Origin of the sequence: Pseudoduganella sp. R-43, assembly GCF_049913255.1 — a bacterium.
Lineage (GTDB): Bacteria > Pseudomonadota > Gammaproteobacteria > Burkholderiales > Burkholderiaceae_D > Rugamonas.
Window position 1 is genome coordinate 433,521 of record NZ_CP183988.1, and the last position, 19,433, is coordinate 452,953.

Annotated in this window: 16 protein-coding genes; 3 read left to right on the top strand and 13 right to left on the bottom strand. The window is 57.5% G+C overall.

The genetic code is table 11. The features are described from left to right. Positions 1–35: 35 nt before the first annotated feature. Genes ACN9M3_RS02060 through ACN9M3_RS02085 form a run of 6 tightly spaced genes read right to left on the bottom strand, consistent with a single transcriptional unit; the run spans position 36 to position 6,891 of the window. The gene (locus tag ACN9M3_RS02060) at positions 36–836 is read right to left on the bottom strand and encodes an ABC transporter ATP-binding protein (protein ID WP_028103337.1); all 801 of its coding nucleotides are present in this window, start codon (positions 834–836) and stop codon (positions 36–38) included. A gap of 7 nt (positions 837–843) precedes the next feature. Then, the gene (locus ACN9M3_RS02065; protein ID WP_426167080.1) at positions 844–2,148 is read right to left on the bottom strand and encodes an ABC transporter substrate-binding protein; all 1,305 of its coding nucleotides are present in this window, start codon (positions 2,146–2,148) and stop codon (positions 844–846) included. 28 nt (positions 2,149–2,176) lie between these two features. Continuing rightward, on the bottom strand, positions 2,177–3,235 hold the full coding sequence (locus ACN9M3_RS02070) for a branched-chain amino acid ABC transporter permease (RefSeq protein WP_426320244.1): 1,059 nt from the start codon (positions 3,233–3,235) through the stop codon (positions 2,177–2,179). A 3-nt stretch (positions 3,236–3,238) separates the two neighbouring features. Further along, entirely contained in the window at positions 3,239–4,135 is an 897-nt protein-coding gene (locus ACN9M3_RS02075; RefSeq protein WP_426323662.1) for a branched-chain amino acid ABC transporter permease, read from the bottom strand. Positions 4,136–4,141: 6 nt separating this feature from the next. Next, positions 4,142–4,954: an ABC transporter ATP-binding protein gene (locus ACN9M3_RS02080; RefSeq protein WP_426167084.1), complete on the bottom strand. Its 813-nt coding sequence runs from the start codon at positions 4,952–4,954 to the stop codon at positions 4,142–4,144. Positions 4,955–4,968: 14 nt separating this feature from the next. Beyond that, positions 4,969–6,891 carry an AMP-dependent synthetase/ligase gene (locus ACN9M3_RS02085; RefSeq protein ID WP_426320246.1) on the bottom strand — a complete coding sequence of 641 codons (1,923 nt, stop codon included), beginning with the start codon at positions 6,889–6,891 and terminating at the stop codon, positions 4,969–4,971. 135 nt (positions 6,892–7,026) lie between these two features. Between ACN9M3_RS02085 and ACN9M3_RS02090 the strand changes: the two genes are divergently transcribed. The 3 genes from ACN9M3_RS02090 to ACN9M3_RS02100 all read left to right on the top strand — a co-directional run bounded on the left by ACN9M3_RS02090 (position 7,027) and on the right by ACN9M3_RS02100 (position 9,666). After that, positions 7,027–7,710, top strand: a complete 684-nt coding sequence (locus ACN9M3_RS02090; RefSeq protein WP_426320248.1) for a Crp/Fnr family transcriptional regulator — start codon at positions 7,027–7,029, stop codon at positions 7,708–7,710. Positions 7,711–7,782: 72 nt separating this feature from the next. After that, complete coding sequence (locus tag ACN9M3_RS02095) at positions 7,783–8,781, top strand: cyanophycinase (RefSeq protein ID WP_426320250.1); 999 nt, start codon at positions 7,783–7,785, stop codon at positions 8,779–8,781. A gap of 78 nt (positions 8,782–8,859) precedes the next feature. Then, positions 8,860–9,666: a beta/gamma crystallin-related protein gene (locus ACN9M3_RS02100; protein ID WP_426167092.1), complete on the top strand. Its 807-nt coding sequence runs from the start codon at positions 8,860–8,862 to the stop codon at positions 9,664–9,666. A 29-nt stretch (positions 9,667–9,695) separates the two neighbouring features. On the opposite strand, the gene ACN9M3_RS02105 is transcribed toward ACN9M3_RS02100, so the two are convergent. The 7 genes from ACN9M3_RS02105 to ACN9M3_RS02135 are packed head-to-tail and all read right to left on the bottom strand — an operon-like array spanning position 9,696 to position 19,314. Continuing rightward, entirely contained in the window at positions 9,696–9,959 is a 264-nt protein-coding gene (locus ACN9M3_RS02105) for a PAAR domain-containing protein (protein ID WP_426167094.1), read from the bottom strand. A 2-nt stretch (positions 9,960–9,961) separates the two neighbouring features. Beyond that, a complete protein-coding gene (locus ACN9M3_RS02110; RefSeq protein ID WP_426320253.1) occupies positions 9,962–11,293 on the bottom strand; it encodes a hypothetical protein in 1,332 nt (443 codons plus the stop codon). A 41-nt stretch (positions 11,294–11,334) separates the two neighbouring features. Then, on the bottom strand, positions 11,335–12,255 hold the full coding sequence (locus ACN9M3_RS02115; RefSeq protein WP_426320255.1) for a DUF6708 domain-containing protein: 921 nt from the start codon (positions 12,253–12,255) through the stop codon (positions 11,335–11,337). Positions 12,256–12,283: 28 nt separating this feature from the next. Further along, positions 12,284–13,252, bottom strand: a complete 969-nt coding sequence (locus ACN9M3_RS02120; protein WP_426320257.1) for a DUF6708 domain-containing protein — start codon at positions 13,250–13,252, stop codon at positions 12,284–12,286. Between the two features lie 10 nt (positions 13,253–13,262). After that, a complete protein-coding gene (locus ACN9M3_RS02125; RefSeq protein WP_426320259.1) occupies positions 13,263–15,695 on the bottom strand; it encodes a T6SS effector BTH_I2691 family protein in 2,433 nt (810 codons plus the stop codon). After that, complete coding sequence (locus ACN9M3_RS02130) at positions 15,692–16,573, bottom strand: DUF4123 domain-containing protein (RefSeq protein WP_426320261.1); 882 nt, start codon at positions 16,571–16,573, stop codon at positions 15,692–15,694. Before ACN9M3_RS02130 ends, ACN9M3_RS02125 begins: the two co-directional genes overlap by 4 nt. A gap of 11 nt (positions 16,574–16,584) precedes the next feature. Then, complete coding sequence (locus ACN9M3_RS02135; protein ID WP_426320263.1) at positions 16,585–19,314, bottom strand: type VI secretion system Vgr family protein; 2,730 nt, start codon at positions 19,312–19,314, stop codon at positions 16,585–16,587. Between the last annotated feature and the right edge of the window lie 119 nt (positions 19,315–19,433).

The window sequence follows — 19,433 nt, forward strand, 5'->3', positions numbered from 1 at the left end:
ACACGCTACGCGTGTCAGCAGCTGGCACCCGTCAATTAGGCTAACCAGCGTTTGCGCCGGCGGTAAAATTTCATGTCGCGGAAGCTCTTGCGGCCGGCGCCGGACATGCCGAGGTAGAACTCCTTGACGTCTTCGTTGTTGGCCAGTTCGCTGGCCTCGCCTTCCATCACCACCCGGCCGTTCTCGAGGATGTAGCCAAAGTCGGCATAGCGCAGGGCCACATTGGTGTTCTGCTCCGCCAGCAGGAAGGACACATTCTCTTTCGCGTTCAGGTCTTTCACGATGCCGAAGATCTCTTCCACGATCTGCGGCGCGATGCCCATCGACGGTTCGTCCAGCAAAATCATGGAAGGCTTGGCCATCAGCGCGCGGCCAATGGCGCACATCTGCTGCTCGCCGCCGGAGGTATAGCCGGCCTGGCTGTTGCGGCGTTCGCGCAGGCGCGGGAAGTAGTGGTAGACCTTTTCCAGCGACTCCTTCATTTCGCCGCGCGATGCGCTGCGCGTATAAGCTCCCGTCAGCAAATTCTCCTCGATGGTCAGGTGGCCGAAGCAATGACGGCCTTCCATCACCTGCGACAGTCCGCGCTTGACCAGCTCATTGGGCGTGAGCTGGTCGATGCGTTCACCCTTGAATTGCACCTCGCCCTTGGTCACGTCGCCGCGCTCGCCGCGAAGCAGGGTCGAGATGGTCTTCAGCGTGGTGGACTTGCCGGCGCCGTTGGCGCCCAGCAGGGCAACGATCTTGCCCTGCGGGACCTGCAGCGACACGCCTTTCAGCACCAGGATCACGTGGTCGTAAATGACCTCGATGTTATTTACCGACAGGTAGCTCATAAGCCTCTCACTTCATGCAGGCAGGCGTGATTTTCTTTTCAGCGGCGTACTTGCCGGACGATTCGTCCACCAGTTTTCGCAGCAGGACTTTGTCGCCCACCACCCAGTTCGGCGTCACAGCCTTCCAGGCTTTTCCGTCCCATTGCTGGACCTTCACAGCACCCGAGCCCTCGTGGTCATCGCAGGAAGTCTTCACAGTCGGGAACATATTGAAGACGCCCAACGCCTTCTGGCGGGCTTCGTCGATGTTCAGGTTTTCGAAGCCCCAGCGCAGTTGTTCGCCAGTGACCGCCTTGCCCTTGCCGAACTTCTCCTGGGCCGCACGCATCGCTTCCACATACATCACGCCGGCCGTCAGGCCGCGCATGTGGTAAACCGAACCGATGCGGCCCTGGTCGGCCAGGTTGCCCTTGCCGCTGGCATAGACTTTCTTGCGCAGTTCATCCAGCAGAGGGTAGTTGCCGGGGGTGTTGAAGGTCATAGAGGTATAGCCCTTCGCCGCATCGCCCGATGGCACAGTATCTTCTTCAGAGCCGGCCCACCACACGCCCAGCATCTTCTCGCGCGGGAAACCGTTGCGTTGTGCGGTCTTGATGGCAACGGAATTCATCACACCCCAGCCCCACAGGATCACGTAATCCGGCTTGGCCTGGCGGATCTGCAGCCATTGCGACTGCTGCTCACTGCCTGGCGGCGCGACCGGAATCTTGATCAGTTCAAAGCCGTATTGTGCGGACATCGCTTCCAGCACCGGCAACGGTTCCTTGCCGAAGGCTGAGTCATGGTACAGGTGGACGATTTTCTTGCCTTTCAGCTTGTCCATGCCGCCGCTCTTGTCGCCCAGGTACTTCACCATGGCGGCAGCCTGGCTCCAGTAGTTGGAGATCAATGGGAAGACATACGGGAAGACCTTGCCGTTGGCCGCATCGGAGCGGCCATAGCCCAGGGTCGTCATCGGGATCTTGTCCTGCGGGATACGGTCCAGGATGCCGTAGGCAATGCCGGTGGATAGCGGTTCCACGACGGTGGCGCCGCCATTCTTGGTTTTCAGGCGCTCATAGCATTCCACCCCGCGCGAGGGGTTGTATTCGGTCTCGCATTCCTCCCAGCTGATTTTCACGCCGTTGACGCCGCCGTTGGCATTGACCAGGTTGAAGTAGTCGATGATGCCGCCATAAAAGCCGGAGCCGCCTGCCGCATAGGGACCGACGCGGTAGGAGGGCAGGGCGACGAATTGCTCGGCTGGTTGCGCCCATGCGCTGCTGGCGACGATGCTGCTTGCTACGGCAATGCCAAGTACGAACGATTTCATGTGTTGTCTCCAGTTTTATAGTTGCCGCTCAGTGCGGGAAAGGCCACAGGCGGAGTTTCTCTTTACCGATTTGCCACAAACGCGCCAGACCGTGGGGTTCCACGATCAGGAAGAAAATGATCAGGGCGCCGAACACCATCAATTCCAGGTTCGATGCCACGGTAGTAGGCAGCGCCAGGCCGTGCGCCACGATGTTCAGGACCACCGGAAGCAGCACGATGAAGGCGGCTCCGAGGAATGAGCCGAGCACGGAGCCGACGCCGCCGATGATGATCATGAACAGGATGCGGAAGGACAGGTCCAGGTTGTAGGCTTCCGGCTCCACGGTGCCGAGGTAGGCGTAGGCGTATAACGCGCCGGCCACGCCGCAGTAAAACGAGCTGACCGCGAACGCCAGCAGCTTGGTGCGCATCAGGCGGATGCCGATCACTTCCGCCGCCATGTCCATGTCGCGCACGGCCATCCAGGAGCGGCCGACATTGGAGCGGATCATGTTCTTGGCCAGCAGGGCCATCACCGCCACCACGCCAAGCACCAGCACATAAACACGCGCTGCGGAATCGAAGCGGTAGCCGAGGATTTCCATGCTCTGTGCCGTGATCACGCCGGACGAGCTGTAGTTGGTGAGCCAGCCGATCTTGGTCAGGCACCACACCACGAAGAACTGCGTTGCCAGCGTGGAAGCGGCCAGGTAGAAGCCGCGGATGCGCAGCGACGGCAGGCCGAAGGCGATGCCGACCATGGCGGCGCACAGGCCACCCAGTACGAAGGCCAGCAGCAGCGGTATGCCGGGAATGCGCAGCATGAAATTGTATGCCGCAAACGCCCCTACCGCCATGAAGGCCGCAGTGCCCAGCGACAGCTGGCCTGCATAGCCGGTCAGGATGTTCAGTCCCAGGGCCGCCAAGGCAAAGATCAGGAAGGGCGTGAAGATTGCCTTTAGCATGTAAGGCGATGCAACGAAAGGCAGCACCAGCAGAGCCACAGCCAGCGTGGCGAACAGCGCAATGCGGTCCTGGCGGATCGGCAGCATCTGGCCATCCGCCTCGTAGCTGGTCTTGAATTGTCCTGCTTCGCGGTAGAACATCGCTCAAATCCTCCGGATGATTTTTTCGCCGAACAGCCCTTCCGGCCGCACCAGCAGGAACATCAGCGCCAACACATAAGGGAACCAGCCTTCGATACCGCCGCCGACGTGCGGGCCGATATAGACTTCGGCCAGTTTTTCAGATGCGCCGATAATCAGGCCGCCGACGATGGCGCCCGGCACCGAGGTGAAGCCGCCCAGGATCAGCACAGGCAGCGCTTTAAGTGCAATGAAGGTCAGCGCGAACTGAACGCCGTTGCGCGCGCCCCACAGCAAGCCGGCCACCAGGGCGACCATGCCGGCAACTGCCCACAGGATGCCCCAGATACGTTGCAGCGGAATACCGACCGCCTGCGCGGCCTGGTGGTCGTCGGCCACGGCGCGCAGCGCGCGCCCGACCTTTGTCTTGGCAAACATGACGGCCAGCACGGCCACCATCACGCCGCAAATTGCGGCTGCGGTCAGGTCGAACTTGGAAACGATGATATTGAACTTCTCCATCAGGAACTCGCTCGGTACGTCCTCAATCGGGATGTCCAGCTTATGCACCTGCGAGCCCCAGATGAGCTGGGCCAGTCCTTCGATGAAGAAGGCCAGGCCGATGGTGGCCATGAACAGCGCTATCTCCGGCTGGTTGACCAGCGGCCGCAGCACCACGCGCTCGATCGCCAGGCCGAGGACGACCATGGCAACGATCGTGGCGGGAATCGCCAGCCACAGCGAAAAACCGAACTTGTCCATGAAGCCGACGCAGGTCAGCGCCGCGAAGAACACCATTGCGCCCTGGGCAAAATTGAATACGCCGGAGGCCTTATAGATCAGCACAAAGCCGATGGCTACCAGCGCATACATGACGCCCGACAGCAGGCCGCCGATCAGCACTTCGGCAAAGAAGTTGATATCCATTTAGTGGGCCACTCCGAGGTAAGCATCGATCACGTCCTGGTTGGTGCGGACTTCATCCGGTGTGCCGTCGCCGATCTTCTTGCCGTAGTCCAGCACTACCACGCGGTCCGAGATATCCATCACCACGCCCATATCGTGTTCGATCAGCACGATAGTGGTGCCGAACTGCTCGTTCACGTCGAGGATGAAGCGACACATGTCCTGCTTTTCTTCCACGTTCATGCCGGCCATCGGCTCGTCCAGCAGCAGGATTTGCGGCTCGGCGGCCAATGCACGGCCCAGTTCAACGCGCTTCTGCAGGCCGTAGGGCAAGCGGCCCACCGGCGTCTTGCGGATATGCTGGATTTCGAGGAAGTCGATCACCTCCTCACATTTGCGGCGATGCTCAATCTCCTCGCGGCGCGCCGGCCCCCAATACAGGGCTTGCAGCAGGAAGTTCGACTTCATCTTCAGGTTGCGGCCGGTCATGATGTTGTCCAGCACAGTCATGCCCTTGAACAGCGCAATGTTCTGGAAGGTGCGCGCGATGCCCGACTTGGCGGCCGCGTAGCAATCCATATTCTTGCGATGCTGGCCGCGGTAGATGATTTCGCCCTGCTGCGGACGGTACACGCCGTTGATCACGTTCAGCATCGAGCTTTTGCCTGCGCCGTTGGGGCCGATGATGGCGCGGATTTCATGCTCGCGCACATCAAAGGAGATATTGGTCAGCGCCTTCACCCCGCCGAACGACAGCGAGATATTGCGCAGGTCCAGGATCACGTCGCCGATCTTGCGGCCAGCCGTGATGGCTTCCGGTTCGTTCATTTGCATGGTGGCTTCCCCGCTTATGCTGCCTTGAGGTCCATGATCCGAAGGTCGGCTGCCACCATGCCGGTGCGCCCGTCTTCGAATTTGACCTGGGTTTCGATGTATTGCGAAGCTTTGCCGCCGTACAGTGCTTCGATCAGCACCGCATATTTCTCGGCGATGAACTTGCGGCGCACTTTGCGGGTACGAGTCAATTCATCATCGTCAGGGTCGAGCTCCTTGTGCAGCACCAGGAATCGGTGGACCTGGGTATCCGCCATCAATGCCTCCTGTGCCAGATCGGCATTGACCTTTTCCACGCACTCCTTGACCAGCGCGTAAGTCTGTTCATGGGCGGCCAGGTCGGTATAGCCCGAGTAAGCGATGCCGCGTCGCTCGGCCCAGTTGCCAACGGCCTCCATGTCGATGTTGATGAAGGCGGTGACCTTGTCGCGTTCATGGCCGAAAGCCACGGCTTCCTTGATGAAGGGGAAGAACTTCAGTTTGTTCTCGATGTAGTTGGGCGCGAAGATGGCGCCATTGTTCATCTTGCCCACGTCCGCTGCGCGGTCGATGATGCGCAAGTGGCCGTCGTTGTCGAAGATGCCGGCGTCGCCAGTGTGGAAATAGCCTTCGCCGTCGATGGCCTCGGCCGTCGCATCAGGACGCTTGTAATAGCAATGCATCAAGGTCGGCGACTTGACCAGCACTTCGCCGTTCGGCGCCAGCTTCACTTCCACGCCAGGCGCCGGCTTTCCGACGGAATCGAACTTGATCTCGCCATCCGGCTGCAGGCAGATATAGGCGCAGGTCTCGGTGGAGCCGTAGAACTGCTTCAGGTTGACGCCAATCGAGCGATAGAAGCGGAACAGGTCCGGGCCGATTGCAGCACCAGCCGTATAGGCGACACGGATGCGCGACATGCCCAGCACATTGCGCAGTGGCCCATACACCAGCATATTGCCGATGGTGTAGCTGATACGGTCGCCCAGCGGCACCTGCTTGCCGTCCAGGATGTCCGAGCCGACGCGGCGTGCGACGTCCATGAAGTGATGGAACATCTTGCGCTTGATGGCGCCCGCATCTTCCATGCGAATCATCACTTGCGTCAGCATGTTCTCGAAAATACGCGGAGGCGCAAAATAGTAGGACGGACCGATTTCGCGCAAGTCGGTGGTCACGGTGTCCGACGATTCGGGGCAGTTGACGGTAAAACCGGCGGTCAGTGCCTGCGCGAATGAGAACAGGCAGTCGCCCACCCAGGCCATCGGCAGGTAGGACAACACGTTCTCTTCGTCGGTCAGCTTGTCGAAGCTTATGCCGCCAACGGCAGCAGATAGCAGGGCTTTGTGGGTCTGGCACACGCCTTTCGGCTTGCCCGTGGTGCCGGAGGTGTACAGGATGATGGCGTTATCGTTTTCCTTGCCTTCAGCGATCGACGCTTCATAAAAGCCGGGATGCGCCTTGTCGTACTCGCGCCCCAGTTCCTGCAGGCGGGCATAGGACATCAGCTGCTGGTGCGTGTAATTGCGCATGCCCCGTTCATCTTCGTAAGCAATGTGCTTGATGTTCGGGCACTGGTCACACAGGTCGAGCAGCTTGTCGACCTGCTCCTGGTCTTCCACGATGGCGTACGCGATTTCGGCGTTCTCCAGCACGAAGGACATGTCGGCTGCCGGCGCGTCCTGGTACATAGGCACCGGCACGCCGCCCAGGCACTGCGCCGCCAGCATCGACCAGTACAGGCGCGGCCTGTTGTCGCCGATGATGGCCAGGTTCATGCCGCGCTGGAACCCAATCGCGGCCAAGCCGCAAGCCAGCGCCCGCACTTCCGCATTCACTTGCTGCCAGTCCCAGGTCTGCCAGATGCCCAGGTCCTTTTCGCGGAACGCAGGCTTGTGCGGCCGCTCCTTGCCATGCTGAAGCAGCCTGCGAGGGAAGGTCGTCAGATTATCCTGCACGGTGTCTCCTTGGGTTTTTAGGTGCGCATTTTTAGTTGTGATGCGCTTTTTGTGTGATGATATTAGCGTGAGCTATGTCGCAAAGTTGTCATTTCAAAGACAATTCGACGACTTTTGATGGTGCGACGCAACAACATGAAAACAGAACCGAGCCTGATCGAAGCCGTACGCAGTTCCACCTGGGCGCCCGTGCTCACAGAGGAGCAACTGGCGCGCGTAGAGGCTACCTGCTACGAGGAGTTCATTCCCAAAGGCGGCTTCGTTTGCCATAAAGGCGAGATTGTCGATAATTGGATCGGCATTATTTCGGGCATGGTGAAAATGAATAACTTCTCGCCAAACGGAAAAAGCGTCACATTTACTGGCGTGCCGCCTGGCGGCTGGTTTGGCGAAGGTTCATTACTCAAAGATGAACGCCGCCGATATGACGCCATGACACTGCGTGACAGCCGCATCGCACGCATGCCGGCCGCCACCTTTCACTACCTGCTCGAGAATAGCCTACCCTTCACCCGGTTCCTCTTGATGCAGCTCAACGAACGTTTGGGTCAGTTCATCGGCATGGTGGAAAACGAACGCCTCCTGGACCCGGACACACGCGTTGCACGCTGCCTTGCGTCACTATTTAATTCCCACCTGTATCCCGGCATCGAGCGGCTGGTGCAGATTTCCCAGGAAGAAGTCGGGCTCCTGTCGGGCTCCTCGCGCCAACGTGCCAACCAAGCCTTGCAAGTGCTCGAAAAGCAGGGCTTGTTGCGCGTGGACTACGGCGGAATCCGCATCCTCGACCTGGATGGATTGCGTCGCTTCGAGGCATGAATAATGTGCAGCATGCGCCTTCACTGATGAGTAGAATGAATTTTCATATTCATCACTTCAGTGGAGTTTGCCATGCGTTCCCTGCCTGCCCTCTTGCTGTTGGTATTGTCCCTGTGCGTCTCGGCTTCAGCGCAATCTGCAAAGCAATATGAGTTCTATGTGGTGGGCGATCCCACCAACGTGACAAGGCCTCAGCCAGCCCAGCCTTCGTTGGTATTGATGGGAGGGGGAACGGACGTAGACGACGCATTCCGTTGGATGATCCAGAAGTCAGGCGGCGGTAATTTCGTCGTCATCCGCGCTACGGGAACGGATGCCTATAACCCCTACATCTACGCTTTTGGTGGCGGCGTCACTTCGGTTGAAACGCTGATCATCCCTAACCGCGCGGCGGCAAATGATCCGTTTGTGCTGGAGCGCGTGCGTAATGCCGAAGCCTTGTGGATCGCCGGCGGCGACCAGGCCAATTACTGGGAGGACTGGAGGGGCACGCCGCTGCAGGCCGCCATCCAGGGGCTGGCCAACAAGAATGTCCCCATCGGCGGCACCAGTGCCGGCTTGGCTGTGATGAGCCAGTATGTGTTCAACGCCTTGAATGGCTCGATCACCTCGCCTCAGGCGCTATCCAATCCCTATGACAAATCGGTCTCGCTCGGACGTGACTTCCTGGCTTTGCCCGGCATGGGCAATATGATCTCCGACATGCACCTCGATTCGCGTGACCGCATGGGGCGCCTGGTGACCTTCATGGCGCGCATCGTGAACGATGGCTGGACGCCTATGACGCACGGCATTGGCGTCGATGTGGAAACTGCGCTGCTGGTGGAAAATGGAATCGCCACGCGCGTGGGCAATGGCTCAGCGTATTTCCTGAACACCGTCGGGATTCCCGAAGTCTGCAAACCCAAAACGCCGCTCACATACCGCAATGTCGGTGTGCAGCGCCTGTCCGGCAGCGGCAGCTTCAGCCTGGCGAATTGGGCCAGCTACGGCAACTCTACCTTGAACTACAACATCTCAGCCATCAAAGGCGTGTTGAGCTCAACCCAGCCGGGAGGTTCCGTTTACTAAGTAACGAGTGTTCCCGAACAGACCAGCCGATATTGCCGGGCGCATGCTGGGCGCACCTGATCTGTATCGGAGGACATCATGAAGTTTCCAATCAGAACTGCGCTGGCGACGCTAATCACCCTCGTCAGCGCGCACGCCTTGGCACAAATCACGCTTTATCCGCGCGAAGGCTGGCGCGGCCGCCCGATTAACGTCACACGTTCCATCAGCGATCTGCGCAGCGCAGGTTTCGATAACCGCGCCTCGTCGGTCGTGGTTGAGCGCGGCCGCTGGGAAGTGTGCCCGTTACCTAACTTCGAGGGCGAGTGCAGGATCTTGCGGCGCGGCAGCTATGAATCGCTGGAGGGTATGGGCCTTAACGACAATATCTCGTCGATCCGCGCCGTGCCCCCGCGCCGGCGTGTTGATGAAATGGCTTACGCACCAGAGCCGGTGGCCCAGCCAAATTATGAATACCGCATGCGACCGAGCGAGCGTGTGTATGAAGCCCCAATTACTTCTGCTCGCGCCGTGGTGGGCCCGCCCGAGCAACGCTGCTGGGTTGAGCGGCAGCAGGTTGAAGCCTCGGGCGGCAGCGGCACGGCAGGCGCCATCGCCGGCGCCCTGATTGGCGGCGTGCTGGGTCACCAGGTGGGCGGCGGCTCCGGCCGAGACATCGCCACGGTCGGCGGCGCGATTGCCGGTGCGGCGGTCGGCTCCAATGTTGGCCGCAACGCCGGCAACCAGTACGCCCAGAACGTTCAGCGCTGCGAAGCTATTCCCAGCCGCACGCCGCAATACTGGGACGTGACCTACGAGTTCCGCGGCACCGAACACCGCGCCCAGCTCTCGTCCGAACCTGGCCGCACCATCACGGTCAATCGGGATGGCGTGCCGCGCATGTAGGCCGGTGAGCGCCCGTCGGCCGGGATGCCTTACCCCCGCTCCAGGTTCGGCAACGAGGAAATCAGCTCGGCGCCACAACTGGTGACGTGGGATTCCAGGGCCACTGCGCGGCCTTCGATCACCCAGTCCGGGTCGCCCTCGGCGATGGTGCAGCCGCTGTGACCCGGACGTGGGCACGAAACAGTGTCGCCCACGCGCGCAACGGCAATGCCCATGATGGAGAAGTTTTCTGCCGCACTGGTGACCGAACCGCCATGGCTGGTGGAATCACCTAATCGAATGACACGTTTCATGGCTAGCTCAGGTGAGGCGTTGCAAATGCGATCGCGATGCCATTTGGCTCGGCAAACTCCGCGCACAAGACAGGGCCCTGCTTGCCTTGCGCCTGTACCAAAGCAACGGCCAGCAGGCCTATGGGGCTGGCCTGTCCAAGGTGCCCGACATGCCGGACCATATCAGTTGCCATCTCGATGGGTTTAAGGTCGATCTTTCGATGCATTAGTGCACCGGCAATCGAGGCCAGGCGGCCACCGGCATGCTTGGACTCGCCAGTATTGTGCACAAGCCATTCGCAGCGCGATTCGGCAGCCTGTCCGGGCGCACTTGCATGAAGTTGCGCCTGTTCGAGAAGCGACGTCAGCACTAGCTGGCCGCTTTTATCGTCGATCTTCCCGGTGGCGGCGCGGTAGATGCGCGCTACTGAACCCAGCGCGCGCAATTCATCTCGCAGTAGTCGCGGCAAACTCGCAAGCAAAGGCAAAGCGCCGCCCGAATAATAGCCACGGGACGAATCATCATCGGTGGCCGCCGCATCAAGCATGGCAGGTAAATCGGCAGCGGTCACCAGCAGGGCGAACACGCCATGGCCAGGCTTTGTAACCGGCAGCGATAGCTGCGACATCGATGAATCAAACGCCAGCACCACCGCAGCCGGAAGCTCGGGAATGCTCTCGAATAGCCCAAGCACGCTATTCGAAGCGCTGCCCCGCGACGGCATGGCCATTACCAGCGGCGCATCAGCCTTCAACTTCACCGGCAGCTTCATGTCGGAGATGAGCCTCGCCGCGATCATGCTTACGTGTTCAATTACATCCTTGGCCGCAATGTCGGCAGGTGCCACCAGATAGATGGGCAAGGCGGCTGCTGCGCCGCACTCGGCATAAATATAGCCAAGCGCTTCGGCGATACCGGCATCCAGCGCTCGGCGAGTGTCTTGCGAAGCAAGTTCCTGACTCTTCTCGTCTGCCTTCACCATCGAGATTGCCACACTGGGGCTCTCGGTCAATTCCAGCATTTCGTGGACTGCCAGGTCGTTGATCGTCAACAAGCGGCAGTCACAATACTGGCGGCGCTGCTCGACTCGGGCATGCACCGGATCCTGCACGGTTTGCATCGCAGCTTCCGTTTGGTTGTGCTGCGCCTCCGGAGCGCTTTGCTTGTGGTCACTTACGTACCAGCGACCAAACCACCATGCCAGGCACATGCCGATTGGTGGCAGAAAGTGCAGCGTCACCAATTTGTAATTGGCCCACTTGCTATAGTCAGGCCGGACTCCGAGCGCGAGGAAGGCGATCCAGCAAGCGAGAGCGCCCAGCAAAATCAAAAATCTAGATAACAGCCATCGCATTCGTCATTTCCTTTGTCATTTCGGTTCCGCATGAAAACGCGTCACACTTCCTCGTAGCCTGATTCGCGCACATAGGGATCGTGTTTCGTAATCATGCATTCCCGCTCTACCCAGTCAGGCCATCGTGGGATTTTGCTGGTGCGCATAGCGAATACGCGGGCAAAGCTGGCCAAGAAACAGATCGGAACGGTGAACCAGTCCTTTGGTAGTCGTGCATAGCCTTCTTGCCAGGTTTCGTAACGTTTCGCGATTGGCAAGCATTCCTTCAGCATTCTGTGGGGTTGCTTGGGGCCATCTTCCATATAGCGACGAAGGTACTCCCAGCAATTGCGCACTTCATTGATATCTTTCGACGCGTAACCAAGTCTGAAAATACCGGTTGCCGTCCGGTGCTTGCCCTTACCTTCCATCAGAAAGCAACTGATATGGAATGCCACGTTGGTATCCCATCGATACTCGCTAATGCAAAAAAACGCCTTATCCCACTCTGTAGTTAATACCGTCCCGTCCCTTTTCCAGATGTAGATCTTTCGATTTTTCCGATTGAGTCGGATCGGAAGATGGGTGTAGTTGAAGGACTCCTTCAGCAATTCGTAGATGGAAACCATGAAGAGAAGCTGCACCAAGATTGGCAACAGCAAACCACTCCATCCTACGAAGTCAATAAAATGATGAAAGTGAGTAAGTGCATCAGTCTCGCCAGAATTGATAAGCAAACAAAGTATCAATATCACCAGTATAGTGAGCAGGTAACCGAGCGTTCCGAGCCCTCGCGAAAGGTACCTGGTATCCGTCACTTCGATAAAGGTGCTGTTAAACTGGATGACAAACGGGTCGTCATGCGACCAATTCTCGTCAAATCCTTCCAGCTTCTCCTTTATCTTCAGTTCGTTTTCTTTCTTATCATTATTCGGTAGACCATTCCACTCGAATTTCTTTGACTGGCTATAGTCGCTATACATTCTTCATCTTGTCTGAGCGGAAAACAGATTACGCCGCTTGTGAGGTTTCTCGCGGTGCTTCGTACCCCGATTCGCGAACATACGGATCATCTTCGGCAATAGCGCATTCCTGCTCGACCCAGTCAGGCCAGCGCGGTATTTTGCTGGTATGCATGGCGAATACTCGGCCTAAGCTGGCGGGCAGATTGAATGGCGTGGCCATTATTTGCATAATGACGCTGCCATGCAGTAGAAGCGACAGGCGCATAAACCCTTCCCACCAGGTCTCTCGGCGTTTGGCTATCGGCAGACAAATCTTAAGCATTCGATATGGCTGGGCGGGCCCATCTTCCATGAAGCGACGGAAATATTCCCAATGGAACCGCAAGTCGGTTGCGTCACTTGAGGTGTAGCTGCTCAGAGTGAAGGAATCTTTTACGGTCTGGCGATCTTCGGATAAGACATGGCCGACAATATCCCACATCTGGACAGCGCCCTTACTGTAGCAACGCACATAAAAGAAGGTTTTATCCCAAGGCGCGCTGAATACCTCTCCATTTCTGCGCCAAATATAGATTTTTCGGTTCTTTCGATTAAGTCTTAAAGGAAAATGAGTGTAGCTGAATGATTCACGAAAAAGTCCATACGCAGAAAAGGCGATAAACAGGAACACCATCAAGGCAGCAAAGAACAATGTGTTTCTCATCCCTTCCCTGTTGTATTCTTCAATAGCGTCCCACCGGCTAACTGTATCAAACGTAATTGCTGCCAAAAACCAGGAAAGTCCTACAATAATCAGCAATGCCAGTGTTGTGAATACACCCCGGATAGGGTAGTCCCTATCTACTATTTCTGCGAAAGTACTATTTTGTTGAATGATTGACAGCTGATAATGCGGCAGATTTTCGTCAAATTCGGCAATTTTTTCATTTTTCTTCAGCTCGTTGAGTCTTTCTTCTTGCTGCAAAGGGCGATTGACCTTAAATCCCTTTGGCTTCAAAAATTCTGGAGAGTACATTACTATTTCCTTAAGTAAGAGCTTTGCCTAGTTCTTTCATCTCAAGCTCTGCGCTATCGTAGCTGTTTGCGATTCCAAAAATGCAGTTCTCGATCCAGCTGTGTATCGCTTGATCTTTTACCTGCTCAAGCCAATAGACAACTATCAAATACCCTATGACGAATACTAAAGTCACGAGATAGAACCCAAAACATAAAGCAATGGCGATACCTAAGCCGATGAGGCCTGATGCTATGTAGAGACGTCCTGTGGTTATGTTGTTCTTTTGCAATTCCTCTCTAGCTTTCATGAGATCCCAGACGGCCATGATTCCTGCACCAACTAATCCCAGAGCTTGCCCTACAAGCTTTATTCTGGCGGCCCATCTAACCGCCGTTAGCCCCTGTGCCCATCTAAATCCGGCTTGGCCCATGTGTTCAATTGCGGCACCTATGGTTTCGCATAAAGTACCCGTGACTCCAATTATGCCTGCGGCAAGACGTGACCTTGCTTCAGCCAAATCCCCCTCCAATGATTTCGCATGATCGGCAACGGTTTTTGTCAGACATATATACTGAAGAACGCCGATACACATGCCTAAGCGAACATTTGAATTGATAACTTGCTTAAACTTGTCGAATCGAATGTCGTTCAAAGTGCGGGGAGTCTTTAGAGTTGAAGCTCCCAATTGACGCATGGCAACCCATTTGAAGGTCCTCCGGCCCTCTAGTCTTTCCCCGTGAATTGCAGCGAGTTGGATTTCCCGGTCGACCGCAATCTTGATTTGCGCTTTGGTGAGGCCTGTATCGCTGCTTTCAATAATCTGACGTACCAAAAACGCACGGAATTGCTTACGGCTGCCTTCAAACGACAGCCGTTCCCATCCCAGTCCGCTATGCATACCTAATATGGTAAAGGCCAATTTAGCTGCACCATCCACGAAATGGTCGCCCGCGTAGGCCAAAGGGCCCATCATTCGTGCCAACAGTGTGGCACCTAGCGTCGCTTGATTTTCACTGATGAGTTCGACGGACTTCTTATAGCTAGCTGCCAAGGCATCCCATGGGATGGCGCGCGAATCGAATGCAGTAGCGTCCGCTACTTTTTTGGCTAATGCATCATTGTTATACACCATTGCGCGCAGCAAGATATTCTCTGAATCGAAAACATCTTCATTTAGCCATTTTTCGTATTGGTTAAAGCATGGCTTAATGCCTTCTGTCCCTTGAGTGAGATTTAGAATCGCTTGGACATAGGCGGCGCCCGATTTTATGTCGGTGGTATCGAAACTGCAGCTCATGTAATTGGCCAAGCGCTTGCTAGTGGTCCAGGCGACATGCGCTTCACCAAGCGGGTTGATTTGTGTTTCGGTAACAGTCTCTACTTCCTGCTGATAACTCTTGTAGAACGTTTCAACCATGGCCTCATTGAAACGAGCGCGCCCACTCTCGCGGTGCGTAAACCGTCGCCAAGCTTTGGCTTGTTCCTTTTGGATCTCCACCTGATTCGGCATGCCCTTGTAAAAACCACTTAAACTATAAGCCCCCATGCCCATGCTTAACGTTTGATTTTCTAGCTCCTTGGCATCGTCAATCGCAGAGGCTCGGGCGTTCTCCATGATCGCGCTTCGCAACTGCAGGATGGCGCTCGATACAACGATTTTTCGGGACTTGGTTTTGTCCCGCTGATCAAGTTCAAGCTTGTTTGTCAGCAAGTGGTTTGCCTGTACCGCTATTTCAATGCCCATTGCCAGGGGATCGTGCAAGCTGACGATGACTCCCTGGCCCTTGCGCAGTGCATCAGCGGTCTCGAGTGTTTGCTCCAACTGGAGCCTGCGTGGCGTAAACTGGTACGGAGCGTGGTAAAACGCGTTAGGCGCTGTTGCCTTGAGCGGATCACAAGCAAACTCCGCGACCTTGCTGCCAAGGAGTTTGATTGGATGGACGTTTTCTTGCTTGCCACCCGCGAGGGCGACTTTGACGTCCAACACTAGCATGTGCTTTTTGCGGTAGGCGGTATCCTCGTGCTGTTTAAGCACCGCTTCAGTCCACTCCACATCGGAAAAGCCAAACCAGACTCGCGTGGCCTTGTTTGGGTCGGGAATGGTCACCATGCCGGCCACCTGCTGATGGCCAGTTTGCGTACAAGGTTGTTTGTTGGCGGTAAAGGAACTTGGCACTGGCTTGCCCACTTCGAAGCGCATGAGGTACGCGTCTTCAGTAACGAAGTACCCTTCCCAGCGCTTACGTGCTTCGTCGTGAACGTAAAGGTAGCCGCAACGCAATAGGCGGCGAGTGTAGTGGGCCGAGTCACCCAGGCCCACGAATTCAGTCTTGCCGTCGGCATGGAGCGCTCGGGTTTTTGGGGCGCCCGCAGTGACGGGCGCCAGCGCGTAGCGAGCTACGAGTACAGGCAATCCACGCTTGTCGCAAAATTCGCAACCGGGTACGGTATTCAATGTCATGGTGCTTTGTCCATCAGGTATTGGGTGTGTTGTTGCGCGTTGAGGTCGGTGGCAATGCGTTGCCAGTCTGCGGGCTGCAATTCGGCAATGGCGTCCAGGTACGTCTGCTCGTTCCTGTCTATGCCGGCCAGCAGCGCGCGCACGCGGGGGTGCGTATCAAAATGCGGATGAACGGTCATGCCGTGTAATGCGAACTGGACTTGCTCGTCCTCCCTTGCCAGGGCATGGTTCGCTGCGCGGAGCAGCAGCGAGTCTATTTTTTCGCTGACGCTGAAGTATCCCTTGGCATCGGATGCGTAAGCCGGCCTTAGTTCGTCCGGCAACTGTGCCAAGGTGCGGTTGATTGCCTGTATGCGGTGCATCTGCTCGCCCTGAGGGCGGCTGAAGAACTGCGCCAGCACTGGCTCGCAAGCCGGGGCCTGCAAGCGATGCCATTCGTGGTCGCAGTAAATGCTCCATTCGCTAATGCAGCCAAACAGCGCTTTCAATTGCGGCGGGCTGTAGATGCGTAGTATCTGCGTCATGACGCGCGGTGCATAGCTGCGCAGGTGGAACTTGCCGCCGCCAGGCAGTCGCGCTATCAGCTGCTTTTTCCAGTGTGCCTGCAGGTGCTTTGCGTCGGCGCTGGTCTTGAACAGTGACAGGATGGGCGGCGTTACCTTGTGCGCGCGGGCGTGCTCCAGCTGTTCGCACAGTGCGAAGAATTCTTCATCCGGTAGCGATGCCAATGGCAGCAAGGCAGGAAATTTGGCGGCATCGGCTTCCAGGCCGTCGGGCACTAGCGGCAGCAGCTTCCACGTCGGCGGCAGTTCGTCGCCCAGCATATAGCAGTCGACCATTGCGTAGCCGTGTGCTTCAAGTAATTCTTGTGCAAACATGCGCTTCGATATCAGTTGATTGGAACTAGAGCGCCATCGTTGGCGACAGCGCTCGCCGACTGCATAGCGCACATCTTTTCGTTGCCTTTCGGTGGCTCTGCTATGTCTGCCGACTTGCTGGCTGCGCCGGTCATAGCGTACTTCGCGGCCTTGAGCAGCATGTTTTGCGGGCTTCCTGCCTCGAGATCCTTGCCGATCCGGATATAAGATCCCCCCGCCATCAGCAGGATTTCCTCCGGCGCCTGGATCACCACGCGGCCATCGACGCTGGTGATGGTGAGGTCCTTTTGCGCCGTAGCATTGATTTCTCCGTCCTGGGCCTGCAACTTCACGTTCCCTTTGGCGGCGATGATCTTGAAGGTATCCTTCAGCTTCGCCTTTGTGCCGGATACGAACAGGCTGATCGACTCTGCAGCGTTATGAATCCAGCGCCGGCCGGTCGTCTGGTTCATATCGCGTTGCGCGACCTGGTCAAGGTTGGTGTTGGCGGCCACGGTGATGCTTTGCTGGCTGGTCAATGCGGTACCGGCAGTTGAGCCAAGCATGAGGATGCCTTGCTTGCCGTGTTGGTCCCCTTCACCGCTTTTGCCGTCGGGGTCGGTGTTGAAGCCGCGCTCCAGGTTGTCGACTGCCTCTTTTAGCTGGGTTTGGTGCCCAGCGTGTGCCTGTGCGCCAGGCTTGCTGTCATCGTCGACCTGCTTGTTGTCATGTCCCGTTTCCGGCAGGTTGGCCTCGACCTCCGCCGCGTATTCTCCCTGGCGCTGAACTTGCTCGAGGGCGGCACTCAGCACCTGAATGATGGCGTCGCGCATCAACTGCGTGCCGCCGGCACTCTTCTGCTGTTCCGTGGTCAGCAGCAATGAGCACGCGCGCAGGGCGCCAGCTGCTTCGCTAGCCAGTTCATAGCCTTCACCGCGCGGCTCACCTTTGCCATCGCTCCGCGGTTGCGTCAAATAGCCAAGGTTTACTTCGCTGTGCCAATGTTCGCTTGCCAGTTGGGCGCTGATCTGGCCCCGCGTATCGTCCAGGCGCAACTGGTTGTAGCGGCTCCCGCCGAATTCCTTGCTTTTGATGCCGGACAGGGCGAAGTTGCCGGGCAGGCTGCCTACATGGCTGAAGGTTGGTGGTGGGGCGTTGCCGTTGTGGGCGCGATTGGTAATGACGGGCCGGTCGCAGTTCCCGTCCAGGAATTGGAGTATGACTTCATCGCCGGCGCGGCATAAGGCGATCATGCCGTAGCCATTGCTGGCCCAGCCGCTAAGGTTGCGTATCCAGGCTGAGTCGCGCGCTGTGCCGGACGCGCCTGCGCCGTGTTCATGGTCTTCGATTGTGCAGCCGAGAATCCTGACCTTGGTGCAGCCCAGTTCATTGCAGCTGATTTCCTCGCCCTCATCGGCGACCACGATGGCGCTCATCGGATGGGTCGGCGGCAGGTCTACCCTTGGATCGTAGGCCGGTACGATCGGAATGCCGCGACGAACGCAGGTGAAGCGGTTGCTGTAGCGGGCGACCCGTTCGTCGCTGGCTTGTGCCAAGGTGGATGGGTCAAAGCTGGCGGACGTCGATGCGTGCCAGCCGTTGACCGCAAACAAGCGTTGCACCTTGTCGCCGAGGGTCTTGGGCAGGTTGTTTTCTGCAACGACGTGCAGTTCGGTGATGACGAATTCACGTTCTTCCGGGGCGTGGCTGTCGATCTCGGAATGCCCACTCATGCTGAACGTGACGCCGACGCAGGCGCTGCGCTGGTCCGATTCGGCGTAAAAGCGTTTGCTTTTGTACTCGTGGTGCTGGGTGCGCAGTCGGGTCAGGAAGGCGAAGTCCTCGCCGTCCTTGCCCATATGCGGCGGGTCAATCCAGCTGTCGGTGACCGCTTCCGCGAATTGGTTGCCCAGCGTGCCTTGGTCAAGCAGGGTGTCGGCTTGGTGGCTTGCCATACGCGCGGCCTTGTAATCCCAGCTATGCCGGGTGCTGGCACCGGGGGCGAGCGTGCGTTCCGCACTCCAGGCGTTGATGGCGTCGGCCTTTTCTGTGCCGTCTGCCCGGTGATAGCGCCATGGTATGGTACCTGGTTCTGGCAGCTGCCATACATTGTCGAACAAGACGAGGGTATGGTTTGGCATGTCGTCGCTGCCGGTTTCGCTGGATTGACCGGGGCGAATGAACCAGGCGATTCCGCGTCGTTTCATCAGCCTTTTCAGGAATTGCGAGTCTGATTCCTGGAACTGCATGGTGAAGGCGCGCGAAGGGTGGTTGCCAAGCACACCGGACAGGTCGATGTCGAAAGAGCGTGCCAGCACAGGGTTGCGGTGGCGCCACTCGCTGACCAGTCTCTGGATGATGTCGGTTTCACTCATGTCGAGGAAGACGCGCGTATTGGTGCGCAGCTCCATCATGGCGAGCGCATCGCGTACCACCAGTTGGTAGGTCGCGAAGCCGCCATCGCTTTGCCCTTCGGAAGCGCTTTGCACCAGGCCGCATACCGAGCGCAGCGTGCCGTCGGCGGTGACGAACTGTACTTCGACGGGTAATGCGATGAATTGCTTGATGGGCAGTCCAGCTTGGGTCGAAACGCAAAGGAGGCGGTACTCGATGCCGTCGCCGCACATCGTTTCAACACCGGTTACGCGCTGGACCATGAGGGCGTCGTCCAGGACTTCATTCTCTGATCCCAGGCGCAGGCGGATCGGGCGGTTGGCTTCACTGAAAGCGGCGGATAAGCCGGCGAGGTCGAGCAGATTCATAAAAAAAAGCCCGCAATGGGCCGCTATTTAGTTGTCATTGGGCAATAATTTATTGGCGAAAGGATGCTAGCACAAAGTAGTAAAAAGCTAACTTTTGGAATTCCAATCGTGCGGAGATT

What these genes read in the sequence shown, in the direction of transcription:
- ACN9M3_RS02120 (WP_426320257.1), bottom strand. Translation starts at nt 13,252, where the DNA reads ATGTACTCTCCAGAATTTTTGAAGCCAAAGGGATTTAAGGTCAATCGC.
- ACN9M3_RS02110 (WP_426320253.1), bottom strand. Translation starts at nt 11,293, where the DNA reads ATGCGATGGCTGTTATCTAGATTTTTGATTTTGCTGGGCGCTCTCGCT.
- ACN9M3_RS02105 (WP_426167094.1), bottom strand. Translation starts at nt 9,959, where the DNA reads ATGAAACGTGTCATTCGATTAGGTGATTCCACCAGCCATGGCGGTTCG.
- ACN9M3_RS02135 (WP_426320263.1), bottom strand. Translation starts at nt 19,314, where the DNA reads ATGAATCTGCTCGACCTCGCCGGCTTATCCGCCGCTTTCAGTGAAGCC.
- ACN9M3_RS02060 (WP_028103337.1), bottom strand. Translation starts at nt 836, where the DNA reads ATGAGCTACCTGTCGGTAAATAACATCGAGGTCATTTACGACCACGTG.
- ACN9M3_RS02130 (WP_426320261.1), bottom strand. Translation starts at nt 16,573, where the DNA reads ATGTTTGCACAAGAATTACTTGAAGCACACGGCTACGCAATGGTCGAC.
- ACN9M3_RS02095 (WP_426320250.1), top strand. Translation starts at nt 7,783, where the DNA reads ATGCGTTCCCTGCCTGCCCTCTTGCTGTTGGTATTGTCCCTGTGCGTC.
- ACN9M3_RS02070 (WP_426320244.1), bottom strand. Translation starts at nt 3,235, where the DNA reads ATGTTCTACCGCGAAGCAGGACAATTCAAGACCAGCTACGAGGCGGAT.
- ACN9M3_RS02090 (WP_426320248.1), top strand. Translation starts at nt 7,027, where the DNA reads ATGAAAACAGAACCGAGCCTGATCGAAGCCGTACGCAGTTCCACCTGG.
- ACN9M3_RS02065 (WP_426167080.1), bottom strand. Translation starts at nt 2,148, where the DNA reads ATGAAATCGTTCGTACTTGGCATTGCCGTAGCAAGCAGCATCGTCGCC.
- ACN9M3_RS02125 (WP_426320259.1), bottom strand. Translation starts at nt 15,695, where the DNA reads ATGACATTGAATACCGTACCCGGTTGCGAATTTTGCGACAAGCGTGGA.
- ACN9M3_RS02080 (WP_426167084.1), bottom strand. Translation starts at nt 4,954, where the DNA reads ATGCAAATGAACGAACCGGAAGCCATCACGGCTGGCCGCAAGATCGGC.
- ACN9M3_RS02100 (WP_426167092.1), top strand. Translation starts at nt 8,860, where the DNA reads ATGAAGTTTCCAATCAGAACTGCGCTGGCGACGCTAATCACCCTCGTC.
- ACN9M3_RS02115 (WP_426320255.1), bottom strand. Translation starts at nt 12,255, where the DNA reads ATGTATAGCGACTATAGCCAGTCAAAGAAATTCGAGTGGAATGGTCTA.